The organism is Bradyrhizobium sp. RP6, from assembly GCF_003837805.1.
Taxonomy (GTDB): Bacteria; Pseudomonadota; Alphaproteobacteria; order Rhizobiales; family Xanthobacteraceae; genus Bradyrhizobium.
On the sequence record NZ_RQIT01000010.1, the window covers coordinates 1 to 16,259 of the forward strand.

Annotated in this window: 16 protein-coding genes; 10 read left to right on the forward strand and 6 right to left on the reverse strand. The window is 65.2% G+C overall.

Translation table 11 applies throughout. The features are described 5' to 3' along the window. Nucleotides 1-207: 207 nt before the first annotated feature. The 4 genes from EHH60_RS19300 (at nt 208) to EHH60_RS19315 (ending at nt 3,253) form a co-directional block, all read left to right on the forward strand. Nucleotides 208-678 (forward strand): chemotaxis protein CheW, encoded by a 471-nt coding sequence (locus tag EHH60_RS19300; protein WP_124161037.1) that lies wholly within the window; start codon nt 208-210, stop codon nt 676-678. A gap of 71 nt (nt 679-749) precedes the next feature. Beyond that, a complete protein-coding gene (locus EHH60_RS19305) occupies nt 750-1,115 on the forward strand; it encodes a response regulator (protein ID WP_007600538.1) in 366 nt (121 codons plus the stop codon). A 75-nt stretch (nt 1,116-1,190) separates the two neighbouring features. Continuing rightward, nucleotides 1,191-2,384, forward strand: coding sequence for a protein-glutamate methylesterase/protein-glutamine glutaminase (locus EHH60_RS19310; RefSeq protein ID WP_124161038.1), 1,194 nt, complete (start codon nt 1,191-1,193; stop codon nt 2,382-2,384). Continuing rightward, entirely contained in the window at nt 2,381-3,253 is an 873-nt protein-coding gene (locus EHH60_RS19315; protein WP_124161039.1) for a CheR family methyltransferase, read from the forward strand. Before EHH60_RS19310 ends, EHH60_RS19315 begins: the two co-directional genes overlap by 4 nt. Nucleotides 3,254-3,305: 52 nt before the next feature. Here EHH60_RS19315 and EHH60_RS19320 read toward each other — a convergent pair whose 3' ends face one another. From EHH60_RS19320 to ctrA, 4 genes are all read right to left on the reverse strand, one after another. Next, on the reverse strand, nt 3,306-4,466 hold the full coding sequence (locus EHH60_RS19320; RefSeq protein WP_124161040.1) for a glutathionylspermidine synthase family protein: 1,161 nt from the start codon (nt 4,464-4,466) through the stop codon (nt 3,306-3,308). A gap of 85 nt (nt 4,467-4,551) precedes the next feature. Next, nucleotides 4,552-4,929 carry a hypothetical protein gene (locus EHH60_RS19325; RefSeq protein WP_124161041.1) on the reverse strand — a complete coding sequence of 126 codons (378 nt, stop codon included), beginning with the start codon at nt 4,927-4,929 and terminating at the stop codon, nt 4,552-4,554. A 1-nt stretch (nt 4,930) separates the two neighbouring features. Further along, the gene (locus EHH60_RS19330) at nt 4,931-5,335 is read right to left on the reverse strand and encodes a DUF350 domain-containing protein (protein ID WP_124161042.1); all 405 of its coding nucleotides are present in this window, start codon (nt 5,333-5,335) and stop codon (nt 4,931-4,933) included. Nucleotides 5,336-5,551: 216 nt separating this feature from the next. Further along, on the reverse strand, nt 5,552-6,253 hold the full coding sequence (ctrA, locus tag EHH60_RS19335) for a response regulator transcription factor CtrA (protein ID WP_008138878.1): 702 nt from the start codon (nt 6,251-6,253) through the stop codon (nt 5,552-5,554). A 421-nt stretch (nt 6,254-6,674) separates the two neighbouring features. On the opposite strand from ctrA, the gene fliI reads away from it, so the two are divergent. The 6 genes from fliI to EHH60_RS19365 all read left to right on the forward strand — a co-directional run bounded on the left by fliI (nt 6,675) and on the right by EHH60_RS19365 (nt 13,021). Next, nucleotides 6,675-8,000 (forward strand): flagellar protein export ATPase FliI, encoded by a 1,326-nt coding sequence (fliI, locus tag EHH60_RS19340; protein WP_124161043.1) that lies wholly within the window; start codon nt 6,675-6,677, stop codon nt 7,998-8,000. 121 nt (nt 8,001-8,121) lie between these two features. Next, the gene (gene fliJ, locus EHH60_RS19345) at nt 8,122-8,541 is read left to right on the forward strand and encodes a flagellar export protein FliJ (protein ID WP_011084990.1); all 420 of its coding nucleotides are present in this window, start codon (nt 8,122-8,124) and stop codon (nt 8,539-8,541) included. A 308-nt stretch (nt 8,542-8,849) separates the two neighbouring features. Further along, entirely contained in the window at nt 8,850-9,395 is a 546-nt protein-coding gene (locus EHH60_RS19350; RefSeq protein ID WP_124161044.1) for a sigma-70 family RNA polymerase sigma factor, read from the forward strand. A 77-nt stretch (nt 9,396-9,472) separates the two neighbouring features. After that, complete coding sequence (locus EHH60_RS19355) at nt 9,473-10,531, forward strand: anti-sigma factor (RefSeq protein WP_124161195.1); 1,059 nt, start codon at nt 9,473-9,475, stop codon at nt 10,529-10,531. Nucleotides 10,532-10,726: 195 nt separating this feature from the next. After that, entirely contained in the window at nt 10,727-11,686 is a 960-nt protein-coding gene (locus EHH60_RS19360; protein ID WP_124161045.1) for a helix-turn-helix transcriptional regulator, read from the forward strand. A 114-nt stretch (nt 11,687-11,800) separates the two neighbouring features. Then, on the forward strand, nt 11,801-13,021 hold the full coding sequence (locus EHH60_RS19365) for an NAD(P)/FAD-dependent oxidoreductase (protein WP_124161046.1): 1,221 nt from the start codon (nt 11,801-11,803) through the stop codon (nt 13,019-13,021). 337 nt (nt 13,022-13,358) lie between these two features. On the opposite strand, the gene EHH60_RS19370 is transcribed toward EHH60_RS19365, so the two are convergent. After that, nucleotides 13,359-13,559, reverse strand: a complete 201-nt coding sequence (locus EHH60_RS19370; RefSeq protein WP_061879401.1) for a hypothetical protein — start codon at nt 13,557-13,559, stop codon at nt 13,359-13,361. Between the two features lie 294 nt (nt 13,560-13,853). Further along, a complete protein-coding gene (gene flhA / locus EHH60_RS19375; protein ID WP_199751603.1) occupies nt 13,854-15,995 on the reverse strand; it encodes a flagellar biosynthesis protein FlhA in 2,142 nt (713 codons plus the stop codon). Between the last annotated feature and the right edge of the window lie 264 nt (nt 15,996-16,259).

Below are 16,259 nucleotides of genomic sequence, written 5' to 3' on the forward strand. Positions count from 1 at the left end.
GAGCGCGGCCGTCAGGCCGGCTTCCACGACTATGTCGCCAAGTTCGACCGTCCCGGCCTGATCGCGGCGCTGAAGGAGCAGACCGCGGGCGCCGCCGGCGCTTCCGAGCTGAGCCGGGCCGCGGCTTAAGAGCATGATCCGGAAAAGTGTGAAGCGGTTTTCCGACAAGATCATGCTCAACCAAAACGCAGGATCAGGAGACAAGCGATGACCAGCAAGACGCAAGTAAGCGAAGGCGCCATGGTGGAATACGTCACCGCGATGATCGGCGGCCAGCTGTTCGGCCTGCCGATCTCCCGCGTCCAGGACGTGTTCATGCCCGAGCGCGTCACCCGCGTTCCCCTGTCCTCGCGCGAGATCGCGGGCGTGTTGAACCTGCGCGGCCGCATCGTCACCGTGGTCGACATGCGCGCCCGTCTCGGCCTGCCCAGGGCCGAGGACGGCAAGGTGCCGATGGCGGTCGGCGTCGACCTGCGCGGCGAATCCTATGGCCTCTTGATCGACCAGATCGGCGAGGTGCTGCGCCTGCCCGAGGACGGCAAGGAGGAGAACCCGGTCAACCTCGACCCCCGCATGGCCAAGCTCGCCGGCGGCGTCCACCGCCTCGACGGCCAGCTCATGGTCGTCCTCGACGTCGATCGCGTCCTCGAGCTCGCACCCGAGATGATGGCGGCCTGATAGGGCGGCGCTGCCGCCGACGGACTTGCAACTGGAAGTGCCCCCGCAAAGGGGAGGAAGCAGAGGTTCACATGCGAACTTGTCTCGTCGTTGACGATTCCAGCGTCATCCGCAAGGTTGCGCGCCGGATCCTGGAGGGCCTCGACTTTCAGATCCTCGAAGCCGAAGATGGTGAGAAGGCGCTGGAGGCTTGCAAGCGCGGGCTGCCCGATGCGGTGCTGCTCGACTGGAACATGCCGGTGATGGACGGCTACGAATTCCTCGGCCATCTCAGGCGCATGCCCGGCGGCGACCAGCCCAAGGTGGTGTTCTGCACCACAGAGAACGACGTCGCGCATATCGCGCGCGCGCTGCACGCCGGCGCCAACGAATACATCATGAAGCCGTTCGACAAGGACATCGTGACGGCGAAATTCCAGGAAGTCGGCCTGATCTGAGCGATCGTCCGGAGGGCGAACGGATCCTTCGGAGCTAGTTTTCAACTGAACCGTTTCAGTCTGTGTTGGTGAGTAATGAGTGTTGCGTTCGCAGGTAATTCGACCACGGGCTCGCCGCGCGAAGCCGGGCCTCTGCGGGTGATGATCGTCGACGACTCCGTCGTCATCCGCGGTCTGATCTCGCGCTGGGTCGGTGCCGAGCACGACATGGAGGTCGCGGCCTCCTTGCGCACCGGGCTCGAGGCGGTCAACCAGCTCGAGCGCATCAACCCCGACGTTGCCGTGCTCGACATCGAAATGCCCGATCTCGACGGCCTTTCGGCGCTGCCGCAGCTGCTGGCGAAGAAGCGCGATCTCGTCATCATCATGGCCTCGACGCTGACCCGCCGCAACGCGGAGATCAGCTTCAAGGCGCTGTCCCTCGGCGCGGCCGACTACATCCCGAAGCCGGAGTCGACGCGCGAGGCATCGGCCGCCGATATCTTTCACCACGACTTGATTCAGAAGATCCGCCATCTCGGCGCGCGGCTGCGTCGCAAAGCTGCGGTTGCGAGCCCGCCGCTGGCGCCCGCAAGCCCGGCTCCGGCCGCGCGCGGTCCTGTTGCGCGGCCTGCCGTACCTGTGCCCGCTCCAGCCGTGCATGCCCCGTCAGGATCGCTGTCGACGCGTCCGTTCTCGACCCAGGCGCCGAAGGTGCTGTTGATCGGTTCCTCGACAGGCGGTCCTCAGGCGCTGATGTCGCTCGTCACCGAGCTCGGCCCGGTCATCGACCGCTTCCCGGTGCTGATCACCCAGCACATGCCGCCGACCTTCACCACCATCCTTGCCGAGCATCTGGCCCGCTCGAGCCGCCGGCCGGCGAGCGAGGCAGTCGACGGCGAGCCGGTGAAGGCGGGACGGATCTACCTGGCGCCCGGCGGCAAGCACATGCGCGTCGTGCGCAGCGGCGCGGATGTCGCGATCTCGCTCGATGACGGGCCGGCCGTCAATTTCTGCAAGCCCGCGGTCGATCCGCTCTTCACCTCGGCCATCGACGTCTGGCATGGCAATATCCTCTCCGTGATCCTGACGGGCATGGGCTCGGACGGCATGCGCGGCGGCAAGGACATCGTCGCCGCCGGTGGCAGCGTCATCGCACAGGACGAAGCCTCCAGCGTGGTCTGGGGCATGCCGGGGGCGGCGGCCAATGCCGGCATCTGCGCGGCGATCCTGCCGCTCAACCAGATCGGCGCCAAGGTCAACCGTCTGTTCGCGGGAGACCGCTCGTGACGCCGACGGATTACGACTATCTGCGCAAGTTCCTGAAGGAGCGCTCCGGCCTCGATCTCTCGGCCGACAAGCAGTACCTGGTCGAAAGCCGGCTGCTGCCGCTCGCCCGAAAGGCAAGCCTATCAGGCATCCCCGATCTCGTGCTGAAGATCAGGAACGGCGACGGCCGGCTTGCGACCGACGTGGTCGAAGCGATGACCACGAACGAGACTTTCTTCTACCGCGACAAGATTCCGTTCGACCATCTGCGCGAGACCATCCTGCCGGGCCTGATCCAGGCCCGCGCGGCGCGCAAGAGCTTGCGGATCTGGTCGGCGGCGTCGTCGACGGGGCAGGAGCCTTATTCGATCGCAATGTGCGTGAAGGAGATGGGCGCGGCCCTCGCCGGCTGGCGCATCGAGATCGTCGCCACCGATCTGTCGCAGGAGGTGCTGGAGAAGTCCAAGGCCGGCGTTTACAGCCAGTTCGAGGTGCAGCGCGGCCTGCCGATCCAGCACCTGATGAAGTACTTCACGCAAGTCGGCGAGCTCTGGCAGCTCAATGCCGACATTCGCGCGATGGTGCAGTTCCGCCAGCTCAACCTGTTGCAGGACTTCTCGCATCTCGGCACGTTCGACGTGATCTTCTGCCGCAACGTGCTGATCTATTTCGATCAGGACACCAAGGCGGTGATCTTCGAGCGGATGGCGAAGGCGATGGAGCCCGACGGCGCGCTGCTGCTTGGCGCTGCCGAGTCCGTCGTCGGCATCACTGATGCGTTCCGCCCCATGACCGACCGTCGCGGTCTCTATCAGCTCAATACCGCGCGCTCGGGCCGGCCGATGGGCGGATTGATGCCGCCGATATTGAAGGTGGCAGCGGCGAGGTGAGCTCTCCATCATTCCGGGCTCGCGACTTTGTCGCGCCCGGAACGACGAGCCCTCACAAAATCGCATGTGGCAGAAACCGCGAACCGTTTCCCGTGATCGGACTTTCGTCCTCGCGGATCGAGAGGCCGCACGGCTCGTGGTTCACCAGCCAGCTTCCCACCACCGGATAGAAGCCGGAGAAGTTCGGAAGCGGTGACAATGACTGGCGCACGAAACCTTCGGCGCCATAGGGACCCGCTTGCTCGTCGAGCGGCATTCCGCCGGACACCAGCGTGACGTTGGCGCCTTCGCGCGACAGCAGAGGCTTGCGGACGTAGGACGTTCCGAGCTCCGCGGCGCGCGGATCGTCCTCGAAGAAGGCCGGCAGCAGATTGGGATGGTTCGGAAACATCTCCCAGAGCAGCGGCAGGATGCCCTTGTTGGAGAGCACCGCCTTCCACGGCGGCTCGATCCAGCGCGTGGTTGCGTCCTTGAGCTTGGCACCGAACGCGTCCTGGAACATCCACTCCCAGGGATAGAGCTTGAAGGCGAGCGCAATGTCGCCATCGTCGAGATCGACGAAGCCGCCAGTCTCGTCGCGCCAGCCGACGTGCTCGATGTCAAGCAGCGTGGTCGAGAGCCCCGCCTGGCGCGCGGCGTCTTCGAGATAGGCGAGCGTGCCGGCGTCCTCGTCGTTGCCGGTGGTGCCGGTGAGGTGGACGTGACGGCCGGCCGCGATCTCCTTCCATGCCGCGATCAGCCGCTCGTGGATGGAGTTGAACTGATCGGCGCGGGCCGGGATGATGCGGCGTTCGATCGCCTGTTCGAGCCAGGTCCATTGAAACACCGCGGCCTCGAAGATCGAGGTCGGCGTGTCCGCGTTGTATTCGAGCAGCTTTGCCGGCGCCTTGCCGTCGAACTTCAGATCGAGCCGGCCGTAAAGGCTGCGGTCGTCGCGTTCCCAGCTCTCTGCGATCAGGCTCCAGAACGCTTCCGGGATCTTCAAGCGCCGCAACTGGCGCTCGTCGCCGATGACACGGCCGGCAAGCTCCAGACACATCGCCTCGATCTCGCCGGTCGGCGTCTCGATGCCGCGCTCGATCTCGTCGAGCGTGAAGCCGTAATAGGCGCTTTCGTCCCAATAGCGCTCGCCGTCGATGGTGTGGAAGGAAAAGCCGCATTGCTCGGCGGTCTGCCGCCAGTCGTCGCGCTCGGGGCAGGTGATGCGCTGCATGTTATTGCCTGCGCACGATCTCCGCGCAAACGCGTTTCGCGTTCGTCGCGATGGAAAACCGGTGGCCACTTTTCCGGATCATGCGCTAGCCGCCGCCGGAGAAGCCATGGCCGAACGAGCCGAAGCCGCCGCGGCTCACGCTATGGGAGCCCGAGTCGGACGACGTTCCCGTCGAGGAGTGGCTCGAGGAATCGCTGCTGAAGAAGCTCGATCGTGACGACCAGCGCGAGCTGCTGCCGCCTGACGAACTGCTGCTGCATGTCGTCGTCGTCTGGCCCGGTACGGCGCCGGGAGAAGGCTCGCAGGTCTGCCGCGGCATCAGCGTGTAGGCGGTGGTGCCCACCGCGATCGTGCCCATCACGAGGAGGGCGACATGGCCGGAGCGCTTCACCGGAGGCCGCGGCGGCGGCTCGGCCACCGGCCGGCGCTTGCCGAACTCCTTTTTGGCAGGTTTGTCGGCCATCTCAGTAGATCATGCTGGCGGCGTTGAGGAGCCCCGCGGCGAGCGAGGACAGGCCGAGCCAGATCGCCGGGGCAAGCTCGCCGGCGGAGATCCGCTCCGACAGGCTGGGGACCGGGACCTTGACGAGGAAGAACACGATGACCTGCACGACCAGCGCGATCGTCGCCCAGATCAGGCAGTCCAGCACGTTGGCCGAATGCGCGATGGCGCTCACCAGCGGTGCCACGAAGCCGAGAAGGCTGAGGCCGAGCGCGATGGCCGCGGCCGGTTCGTTGTCGCGGATGAGCTGGAACTCGTTATGTGCCGTGATGCGGGTGTAGACGAACAGATAGGCCACGATCGCGATCAGCCCGGTGCAGAAATAGACCAAGAAGGCGGGCAGGCCGGCGAGTGATTGCAGGATCATCGTTCCCCCATTGTGCAGCGACCATTCGTCGGCAGGGGAAGGGTAGTGGTTCAAACGTTAGAGAGGGATGAAGTCGTATCAGCAGCGGCTGCCGCACCGATTTCGCAAGCAAGCGGGAGAGGGAGAATACGCCCCAAAAACAAAAACCCCGCCATTCGCGGCGGGGTCCAGGCTGGGAGGAGCGAGCCTCATGGGCTCGCGACGTAACCCAGGAGATCAGGCGGGAATGCGCTCTTCGTGCTCGTGCGGCTCGCGCAGCACGTAGCCGCGGCCCCACACGGTTTCGATGAAGTTGCGGCCTTCGGAGGCGTTCGCCAGCTTCTTGCGCAGCTTGCAGATGAAGACGTCGATGATCTTCAGCTCCGGCTCGTCCATGCCGCCATAGAGGTGGTTGAGGAACATTTCCTTGGTGAGGGTCGTGCCCTTGCGGAGCGAGAGGAGCTCCAGCATCTGATATTCCTTGCCGGTCAGATGCACGCGCTGGCCGCCGACTTCCACCGTCTTGGTGTCGAGGTTGACGACGAGGTCGCCGGTCTGGATGACCGACTGGGCGTGGCCCTTGGAGCGGCGCACGATCGCGTGGATGCGGGCCACCAGCTCGTCCTTGTGGAAGGGCTTGGTCATGTAGTCGTCGGCGCCGACGCCGAGACCCTTGACCTTGTCCTCGATGCCGGCGAGGCCGGAGAGGATCAGAATCGGTGTCTTGATCTTGGAGACCCGGAGCTGCTTGAGCACGTCATAGCCGGACATGTCGGGCAGGTTGAGGTCGAGAAGAATAATGTCGTAATCGTATAGTTTACCGAGATCGACGCCTTCTTCCCCCAAATCGGTCGTGTAGACGTTGAAGCTCTCCGACTTCAGCATCAGCTCGATCGACTGCGCGACGGCGCTGTCATCTTCAATCAGCAAAACGCGCATGCCAGTTCCCCATAGTCGCCGCTCCTGGGCGTCAGGTCGGCCGCATTCGCGGCACTCAACAAAACGCCTTTGAACAACTGATTCGGATCCTGACGACAGATGGTTAACAAACTCTGATTCTGGAACGCAAGTCCCTACGGTGCAATTTTTGTCGAATCGCCCTAAGGTCTTGCGTATGAAGCAGCTTTCGTTACCCGATTCCGTTCAAGCTCCACTTTAAGAGACGGGCCTAACCGACTCCCGCGACTCAGCCTTCTTCTGAAGGGGAGTCACGCTCAGTCACAAAGACAGTGACGCAATGATTAATGATGCGGGTAAACACGAGGTTAAGCGCCGTTCAGAAATGTGGCGAAACTTAAGGCTTTCACCGTGAAGAAGGCGACCACGTCATGAAGGCCCCTCACATGAAGGCGCGCTCCCGATGAAGGCTCTTGCCGAACAGATCGGCGACATCGACGGCGTCAATATCTATGGCCGCGTGGTTGGCGTCCGCGGACTGATGGTCGAGGTGGCCGGTCCGATTCACGCGATGTCGGTCGGTGCGCGGCTCGTGATCGAGACCGGCGCCAACCGCACCATTCCCTGTGAGGTGATCGGCTTCTCCGGCAACAATGCTGTCGTGATGCCGTTCGCGGGTCTCGACGGTGTGCGCCGCGGCTGCAAGGCGGTGATTGCCAATGCCGCCAACCAAGTGCGGCCGTCCGCAGCCTGGCTCGGCCGCGTCGTCAACGCGCTGGGCGAGCCGATCGACGGCAAGGGGCCGCTGCCGCAGGGTTCTTCGCCGATGCCGTTCCGCAATACGCCGCCGCCGGCGCATTCGCGCAAGCGCGTCGGCGCCCCGCTCGATCTCGGCGTGCGGGCGATGAACACCTTTCTCACCTGCTGCCGCGGCCAGCGCATGGGCATCTTCGCAGGGTCCGGCGTCGGCAAGTCGGTGCTGCTGTCGATGCTCGCGCGCAACGTCGATGCCGATGTCAGTGTCATCGGCCTGATCGGCGAACGCGGCCGTGAGGTGCAGGAATTCCTGCAGGACGATCTCGGCGAGGAGGGCCTCGCGCGTTCGGTCGTAGTGGTCGCGACCTCCGACGAGCCCGCGCTGATGCGCCGCCAGGCGGCCTATCTGACGCTCGCGGTCGCCGAATATTTTCGCGACGAGGACAAGGACGTGCTCTGTCTGATGGACTCGGTGACGCGCTTTGCCATGGCCCAGCGCGAGATCGGCCTGTCCGCCGGCGAGCCGCCGACCGCCAAGGGTTACACGCCGACCGTCTTCACCGAGTTGCCGAAGCTCTTGGAGCGTGCCGGGCCGGGCCTGGGGGAGGGGGCCATCACCGCGATCTTCACGGTGCTGGTCGACGGCGACGACCACAATGAGCCGATCGCGGATGCCGTCCGCGGCATCCTGGACGGCCATATCGTGATGCAGCGCTCGATCGCCGAGCGTGGCCGCTATCCTGCGATCAACATCCTCAAATCCGTCTCGCGCACCATGCCGAAATCGGCGGATCCGCAGTTCTGGCCCGTCATCCAGCGGGCGCGCCAGGTGATGGCGACCTATGCCGACATGGAGGAATTGATCCGTCTCGGAGCCTACCGGGCCGGCTCCAGCCCCGAGGTCGACGAGGCGATCCGCCTGCATGAGCCCTTGGAGGCCTTCCTGCGCCAGCGCAAGGACGAAAATGCCTCGCTCGCGGACGGCTACGGCCAATTGGCGCAGATCCTCGGTAATTTGGAAACGGAACGCTAACTTTGTCAGGTCATCATCCGTTCCCACAGAGTAGCAGAGCCGGTCTTGGCCTCAATCGGGCCTCTGGGGCGACCGGTGCCGTCCCACGTGCAGCGAGGGGACTTCTGGGGAGTACGAGTCGATGAAGTCACGAGATACCCTCATCCGCCTGAAGAAGTTTCAGGTCGACGAGAAGCGCCGCCGGGTCACCCAGATCGAGACAATGATCGCCGATTTCCAGCGAATGTCGGTCGATCTCGAACGCGAGATCCAGACCGAGCAGGAGCGTGCCGGGATCAACGATCCCTCCCACTTCGCCTATCCGACCTATGCCAAAGCCGCGATCCAGCGCCGCGAGAACCTGACCCGCTCGGCCGACGAGCTGAAGGGCCAGCTCGACGAAGCCAAGGCCGCACTGGCCGAGGCCTTCGAGGAGCTGAAGAAGGTCGAGCTCCTGGACGAGCGCGACCAGGCTCGCGAGCGCGCCGAAGAAAACGCCCGTGAGCAGGCCGACCTCGACAGCATCGGCCTGATGCGTGCCCGCATCGGCGCGGTTGCCTGAGCCCCTCGCAGCCGGACCACATTGGAATGCGCCAAGCCCGGACCTGCAAGGTCCGGGTTTTCGTATGTGCTGTCCACAGCGTGGCGCCGCGCCCCTTGGTGGTCGGCTTTGCCGCGCGCTATGGTGGCAGCAATGAATGCTGTGCCAGCGAGGGCGGTGCCCACCTCTCCCTTGGGAGAGGTCGGCGTGGAGCGCCGGGTGAGGGGTGACGGTCCTCGTTGCCCTGCGCCCCTCCCCCGATTTGCTGCGCAAATCGACCTCTCCCCGTCGGGGAGAGGCGAAGACGGGGCCGCGCGTTGGGGGGCTGAATGCTGACGCCAGCAGAGCTGGTCGGGTTGATCGAGGCGGTGGCGAAGGGCGATCAGGCCGCGTTCGAACGCCTCTACGCCGCCACGCGCGCGAAACTCTATGGCGTCGTGCTCCGTATCTTGCGCCGACAGGATCTCGCAGAGGAGGTCATTCAGGAGACCTACGTCAAGATCTGGAACCGCGCCGGCCAGTTCAATTCCGCCTTGTCGTCGCCGATCACGTGGATGGCCTCGATCGCGCGCAACCGTGCAATCGACATCGTGCGCAAGAAGTCGGAAGTCTCCATCGAGGAAGAGCCTCAGGCGATGGAGGTCGCGGCCGAGAGTCCCGATCCGCTGGCGCGCCGCGAGATGACCGAGGAGCTGAAGCGGCTCCTGGAATGTATCGGCCGGCTCGAGCCGGACCGCCAGAGGCTCGTGCTTCTCGCCTATTACAACGGCTGGAGCCGCGAGCAATTGGCGGAGAAATTCGCCGCGCCCGTCAACACGGTGAAGACGTGGCTCCGGCGCAGTATGCTGGATATACGGGAGTGCCTCGGGCTTTAGAGGATGATGAGAGCGGCACGAACCAGGGCGGCAACGACAGTCCACCTCTCCCCGTTGGCGAGAGGTGAAGGAGCGTGATGGCCTACACGGAGGACCATATCGCGCTCGCCGCGGAATACGCGCTCGGTACGCTCGACGCCGATGAGCGTGCGCAGGTCGAGGCCATGATGGCGGAGGACGAGGCGTTCGCCGATATCGTGCAATCCTGGTCCTATCGACTCGGCGCGCTAAACCAGATGGTCGGCTCGGTCGAGCCCCGTCCGGTCGTGTGGGAGAACATCAAGTCCGAAATCGCGCGCACCGCGCTTGCGCAGGAGCCGCCTGCACCTGCCGAAGCTTCGCCGCCGCCTGCGCCCATGCCGGACCTGCCCGCGGAGGAAGCTGCGACGTCGGAATCTCCCGTGGAGAACGGGCCCCCGCAGACATCGCATCCCGCCGCGGAGCAGCCCGGGTCGTCGCGCCCCGAACCCGATGCCATCCCGGACATCGCGCCGCAATTCATTCCGCAGGTCCATGCTCCGGATATCAGTGTTTTGCGCGCACAGCTGACGCCGGTCGTCGATGGTGACGTGATCCGCCTCGAAGGGCGCGTGAAGCGCTGGCGCTATATTGCGTCCGGCGTCGGCGCGCTCGCGGCCGCGCTGCTCGTGACGCTGTCGCTTCAGATATTCCAGCCCGATGCGCTGCCGGGCGCCTTGCGTCCTGCGCCCCGCATCCAGACGGTGGAGGTGAAGACGCCGGCCGCCCCGCTCACCGCCTCCGCGCAATATGTCGCGCTGCTGCAGGGCCAGGGCGGCGGCCCCGCCTTCATCCTCACCATCGACGGCGCGACACGGAATTTCACGGTGCGGAAAGTCGGCGCAACCCCGGAGCCGGGCAAGAGTTTCGAGCTCTGGCTGATCTCGGACAAGCTGCCGCGTCCGCGCTCGCTCGGCGTCATCGGCGCGAGCGATTTCACCGCGCGTCCGCTGCTTGCCTCCTACGATGCCGAGGTCGTCAATGGCGCAACCTTCGCCGTCACCGTCGAGCAGGCCGGTGGCTCGCCGAATGGCGAGCCCACCTCGGCCCCGGTATTTTCCGGCAAGCTGATCGAGACCGTGCCGCCCACGCAGCCGCAGGCGCCCGCGACGAAGTAAGCATCGAAGCATCGTACCGGATGGAGCTGCGCTCCATTCGGTCAGGAAGGGCGCGCCTTGTCGCCGCGGTCCATCCGGTCGTCGCATTTCGACAAGTCTCCCCGAATCCGCCCTCGATTTGAACCTCTCCGCAATTCGCCGCGTCAAATCCCCAGAATTTGAAGTCGGCGATGCCGGAGAGGGCGAGAGAATCAGATGGATGCAGCGAGAACGCCGGGCATCTTCGTTCATCAATATGCCGGGCTGCCGCACGGCCCGGCGTTCGAAGATTGGCGCGAGCGGGCCTTTGGTCGCTGCGGCCTCGACATCGGGCCGAGCCATGGCGACAGCATCGATTGCCGGCTCCAGATCAGCGTCATCGACAACATCGTGCTCGCCATTCCCGAAGGCGCCTCCGCGCAATATTCCCGTACCCAGAGTCATCTTGCCGACGGCAGCGACGACTTCGTCCTGATCGCGGCACATGCGGGGCTCGTTCGCGTCGGACAGAACGGGCATACCGTGGAGCTCACGCCTGCCCAGATGGTGCTCGTCGACATGGGCATCACCGGCACCGTCGGCCACACCGACGAGAACCGCTTCACCAGCATTCGCATGCCGCGCCGTGCGCTGCTCGACATCAATCCGCGCGCCGAGGAGAAGCTCTCGCAGGTGCTCTCCGACGGCGCGATCGCCGAGACCATCTTCCGCTACCATGCGCTCGCCGCCAACCACGCGCCGCATCTCGATGCGGTGGGCCAGCGCCTGACCGCGCAGCATATGGTCGATCTCGTCGGTCTCCTGCTCGGTACCGATGCGGAGCATGCAAGCCGCGCACGCGGCCGCGGGCAGGCGGCGGCTCGCCTCGATCTGATGCGCGCCGACGTGATGGCCTCGCTCGGCCGCAACGATCTCTGCCTGTCCGAGGTCGCGACGCGCTCAGGACTGAGTCCGCGCCAGGCACAGCGCCTGTTCGAGCAGGCCGGCACGACCTTTACCGAATTCGTGCTGGAGCAGCGCCTGCTCCAGGCGCGCAAGCTGCTCAGTGATCCCCGCGCCAGGGCGCGCAAGATCAGCGACATCGCGCATTCCTCCGGCTTCTCCGATCTGTCCTATTTCAATCGCGCCTTTCGCAAGCGCTTCGGGGCGACGCCGTCGGAGCTGCGCGAGGCGTAAGTCGCGATTTCGTGCGGCGGCGCGGGCGCTGCCCCATTTGGTCGAGACCGGCCGTTGAGCTAGTCTGTCCAGGCGGGGAGGCCGCAGGATCCTCTGGAAGGTGCGCAGGCAGACATGGCGCGTATCGTCGTGCTCGGTGCCGGATTTGCAGGCCTGTGGGCGGCCATCGGCGCTGCGCGCAAGCGAGACGAGATCGGCGCGAGCGACCGCGACATCGAGATCCGTGTCATCGACCGCAACCCCTATCACAATATCCGCGTGCGCAACTACGAGGCCGATCTCGGGGAGGTCGCGCTGCCGCTGCCGCGACTGCTCGATCCGGTCGGTGTCAGCCACGGCCTCGGCGAGGTCGAAGCCATCGATCCGGCCCGGCGCGAAATCTCGCTCGTCACCAGCGCCGGTGCGGAGACGCTGCACTACGACCGCCTCGTGCTGGCGCTCGGCAGCGAGGTGATGCGCCCCGACATTCCCGGCCTTGCCGCGCACGCCTTCGACGTCGACACCTATGCCGCGGCGCTCCGCCTCGAGGATCATCTGGTTTCGCTCGGACGCAGTGCGTCGTCTCCGGGGCGTTCAACGGTGGCGGTGGTCGGCGCCGGCTTCACCGGCATCGAGGTCGCAACCGAGATGCCTGACCGGTTGGCGCGTGCGGGCATCACCGGCAGCCACCGCATCATCCTGGTCGATCCCAACCCAGCGGTCGGCGCCACCATCGGCGCGCACGCGCGTCCCGTCATAGAGACAGCGCTGGCTTCGCTCGATGTGGAGACCCGGCTCGGCGTGCGCGTCGCCTCGGTCGAGGCGGCCGGCGTGCATCTGAACTCGGGCGAGTTCGTTGCGGCGCAGACGGTGATCTGGTGTGCCGGCATGCGTGCAAGCCCCTTAGCCGCGAACTTTCCGGGCGGACGCGATCGCCTCGGGCGGCTCCTGGTCGATCCCTACATGCGGGTTGCGGATGTCGGCGGCGTGTTCGCGGCCGGCGACGTTGCCTCGAGCGTGATCGACGGGTTGCATCCGACCGTGATGTCCTGTCAGTTCGCCCGCCCCATGGGCCGCTTCGCCGGCCACAACGTGGTGGCCGATCTCGTCGGCCTGCCGATGCTGCCGCTACGGATCGACTGGTACGTCACCGTGCTCGATCTCGGCGGCTGGGGCGCGCTCTATACGGAAGGCTGGGATCGCGAGGTGAGGACGACCGGCGCGGCTGCCAAGGCGACGAAAGCGACCATCAACCGCAAGCGCATCTATCCGCCGCTGACCGGCAGCAGGGACGAGCTGTTCGCTGCCGCAGCGCCGACCGTGCAGGCACCGCCGCCGACTTATGGGGGGCGGTAGCTGCCAAAGATACGGTGTCATCGCCGGCGAAAGCGAGCGATCCAGTATTCCGGGGACGATAGTGGGATACGGAGAGGCCGCAGCGTACTGGATTCCCGCTGGAGCCTGTCATCGGGCTCGCCGAAGGCGAGACCGCGGTGGCGGGGCATGACAGCGGAATTTGTAGGACTGCTGGCCCCACACCGGCCACGCAAACACTATTCCAGACATGAGAAAGCGCCCGTGGGGGGCGGGCGCTTTCTGTAGTCGACTTGGGGTTGGGGTCGTCTACATATCCACGTGGCGACTTTGGGGGGCTGGTAAAGAGCCGCGTGAATTCCTGAAACTCTAGATCTCCTTATCGAACAAGGGATGCGTCCGAACTGGTGACAACGACCGGCTTGCCGGCCTTGATGACGCGGGCGGTCTGGGTCAAACCTTCATCGGAGCCCGAACGCGCCGTAATGCCGAGGCCTGCCACCGCGATCCCCGCGACGAGGGCTACGACCACGATTTTCAAATGGGTCGAGCGATCTGCGCTGTAGATCGAGTGGTTCATGGAAGCCTCCTGCCGCCATCTACCCGAAGTAGTCGCCAGCCAGTTCAGGCAGGTTCATGCTTCCGGTGCCCAACAACGTAGTATTGGCGGGATTCGTTCCCAAGGGGCGATCACAAGGGCGTGACGCGACGTGAAAGCTCGCGAGCAAGAATGATCGTCGATCGTTAAATCACTTAATTATTTCAAGTGCTTGGCCTGCAATTCGGGTGCCGCGCCAGCATTGGGTCGACAAGGCGCCAGGAACTCAAAAACCATTTGCCTGTGGCTGAAAAACACACGGCTTCTTAAGGCAAATCAGATGCTTCCGACCGTTTTCAGCCTCGCCCTGGGGTGGATTTCTGCCTGCGACAGCACGGTCGTCTGGGCCCTGAAGCGCTCCACCAGAGAGCGGACGAACGGACGAATTGCCGCAGACGTGACCAGCACCGGGGCCTCGCCTTCGCGGGCGGCGCGCTCGAACGCCTCGCGCACAGCGGTCATGAACTCCGACAGTTTCGAGGGCTGCATCGCGAGGCTGCGCTCCTCGCCCTGGCCGATGATGGATTCGGCAAAGGCCTGCTCCCACCGCGCCGACAGCGCGATCAGCGGCAGATAGCCGTTGTAGGAGGTGTTCTGCGCGCAGATTTGCCGCGCCAGGCGGGCGCGGACGTGCTCGACCATGGTGGCGGGGTTGCGCGAGAAGGCGAGCGAATCGGCGATGCCTTCGAGGATGGTCGAGAGATCGCGGATCGAGATGCGCTCGGCGAGCAGCAGTTGCAGCACGCGCTGGATGCCGGAGACCGTGACCTGTCCGGGGACGATGTCCTTGACCAGCTCGCTCTGCTCCTTCGGCAACTCCTTGAGCAGCTTCTGCACCTCGCCATAGGAGAGCAGGTCCGACATGTTGGCCTTGAGCAACTCGGTGAGGTGGGTCGAGAGCACGGTCGCTGCGTCGACCACGGTGTAGCCCTTGAGAGAGGCTTCTTCCTTGAGGCTGGCGTCGACCCAGGTCGCGGGCAGGCCGAAGGTCGGCTCGGTGGTGTGGATGCCGGGCACCTGCACCTGGCTGCCGCCGGGATCCATGACCATGAACTGGTTCGGCCAGATCTTGCCGGTGCCGGCGTCGACCTCCTTGATCTTGATGATGTAGGTGTTGGCCTCGAGCTGGACGTTGTCGAGGATGCGCACCGCCGGCATCACGAAACCCATTTCGATCGCGAGCGAACGGCGCAGCGCCTTGATCTGCTCGGTGAGACGGTCGGTGCCGTCGGGACCGTTGACGAGCTGCAGCAGTGCATAGCCAAGCTCGATCTTGAGGTCGTCGATCTTGAGCGCTGCCGAGATCGGCTCTTCGGTCGCAGCGGCCCCCGGTGCACCGGGCTGACCTGGCGCGGGCGCGGCCTTGGCGGCTGCCTCGGCCTTGGCGGTGACCCGGTTGCGGTTGCGGGCGTTCCAGGCCAGCGCGCCGGCGCCGGCGCCGAGCGCCAGGAAGGGTAGGGTCGGAATGCCCGGCAGCGCCGCCAGCACCAGCATCACCGCCGAGGACATCGCGAGCGCCTGCGGATAGCCGGAGAACTGCTTCATCAGCGCCTTGTCGGCGGCGCCGGACACACCGGCCTTGGAGACGAGCAGGCCGGCCGCGGTCGAGACGATCAGCGCCGGCACCTGGGTGACGAGACCGTCGCCGACCGTCAGGAGCGTGTAGGTGCGGCCGGCGTCGGCGAAGGACATGCCCTGCTGCGCCACGCCGATGATCATGCCGCCGACGACATTGATGAAGACGACCAGCAGGCCGGCGATGGCGTCGCCCCGGACGAACTTGGAGGCACCGTCCATGGCGCCGAAGAAGCCGCTCTCGTCCTCCAGCTCCTTGCGTCGCTCCTTGGCGACCTTCTCGTCGATCAGGCCGGCGGAGAGGTCGGCGTCAATCGCCATCTGCTTGCCGGGCATGGCGTCGAGGTGGAAGCGCGCGGCGACCTCGGCGATGCGGCCCGAACCTTTGGTGATGACGACGAAGTTGACGATGATCAGGATGGCAAAGACGATGATGCCGATGACGAAATTGCCGCCCATCACGAAGTTGCCGAAGGCTTCGATGACGTGGCCGGCAGCGGCCGTGCCCTCGTGCCCATGCGACAGGATCAGGCGGGTCGAGGCCATGTTGAGCGACAGGCGCAGCATGGTCGAGATCAGCAGGACGGTTGGGAAGGCCGAGAATTCCAATGGCGCCTGGATGAACAACGATGTCATCAGGATCAGGATCGAGAGCGTGATCGAGATCGCCAGGAACAGATCCAGCACGATCGCGGGCAGCGGCAGGATCAGCACCACCAGGATGGTGAGGACGCCGAGCGCCAGCGCGATATCTCCGCGCTTGAGGATGGTGACGATCTCGTTGAGGGAGGGAATGCCGGGCTTCGCGCTGCCTACGCCCTGTCCCGCCGTGACGTCGACCATGGTAGCTGCCTCCCCGCGGGACTGCCGTCCGCGCGCCCCAAACGTCTGCGCGGCGGCCGATGGGCCGCCGTTCCGAAAGTGAGGCACCGCACTGGCGTCCACGGGAGCTCCCGTTCTAAACGCGGCCGACGACACTCGACTTCACCCGGCAATTCTTGCCGGGTGTATGGTTAGCAAAGGGTTAACGGAGGGGGTGGGAAGGGGAGCTGGCGTTTTGCCCGTCATTCCGGGGCGGTGCGAAGCACCGAACTACGGTGCGCAATT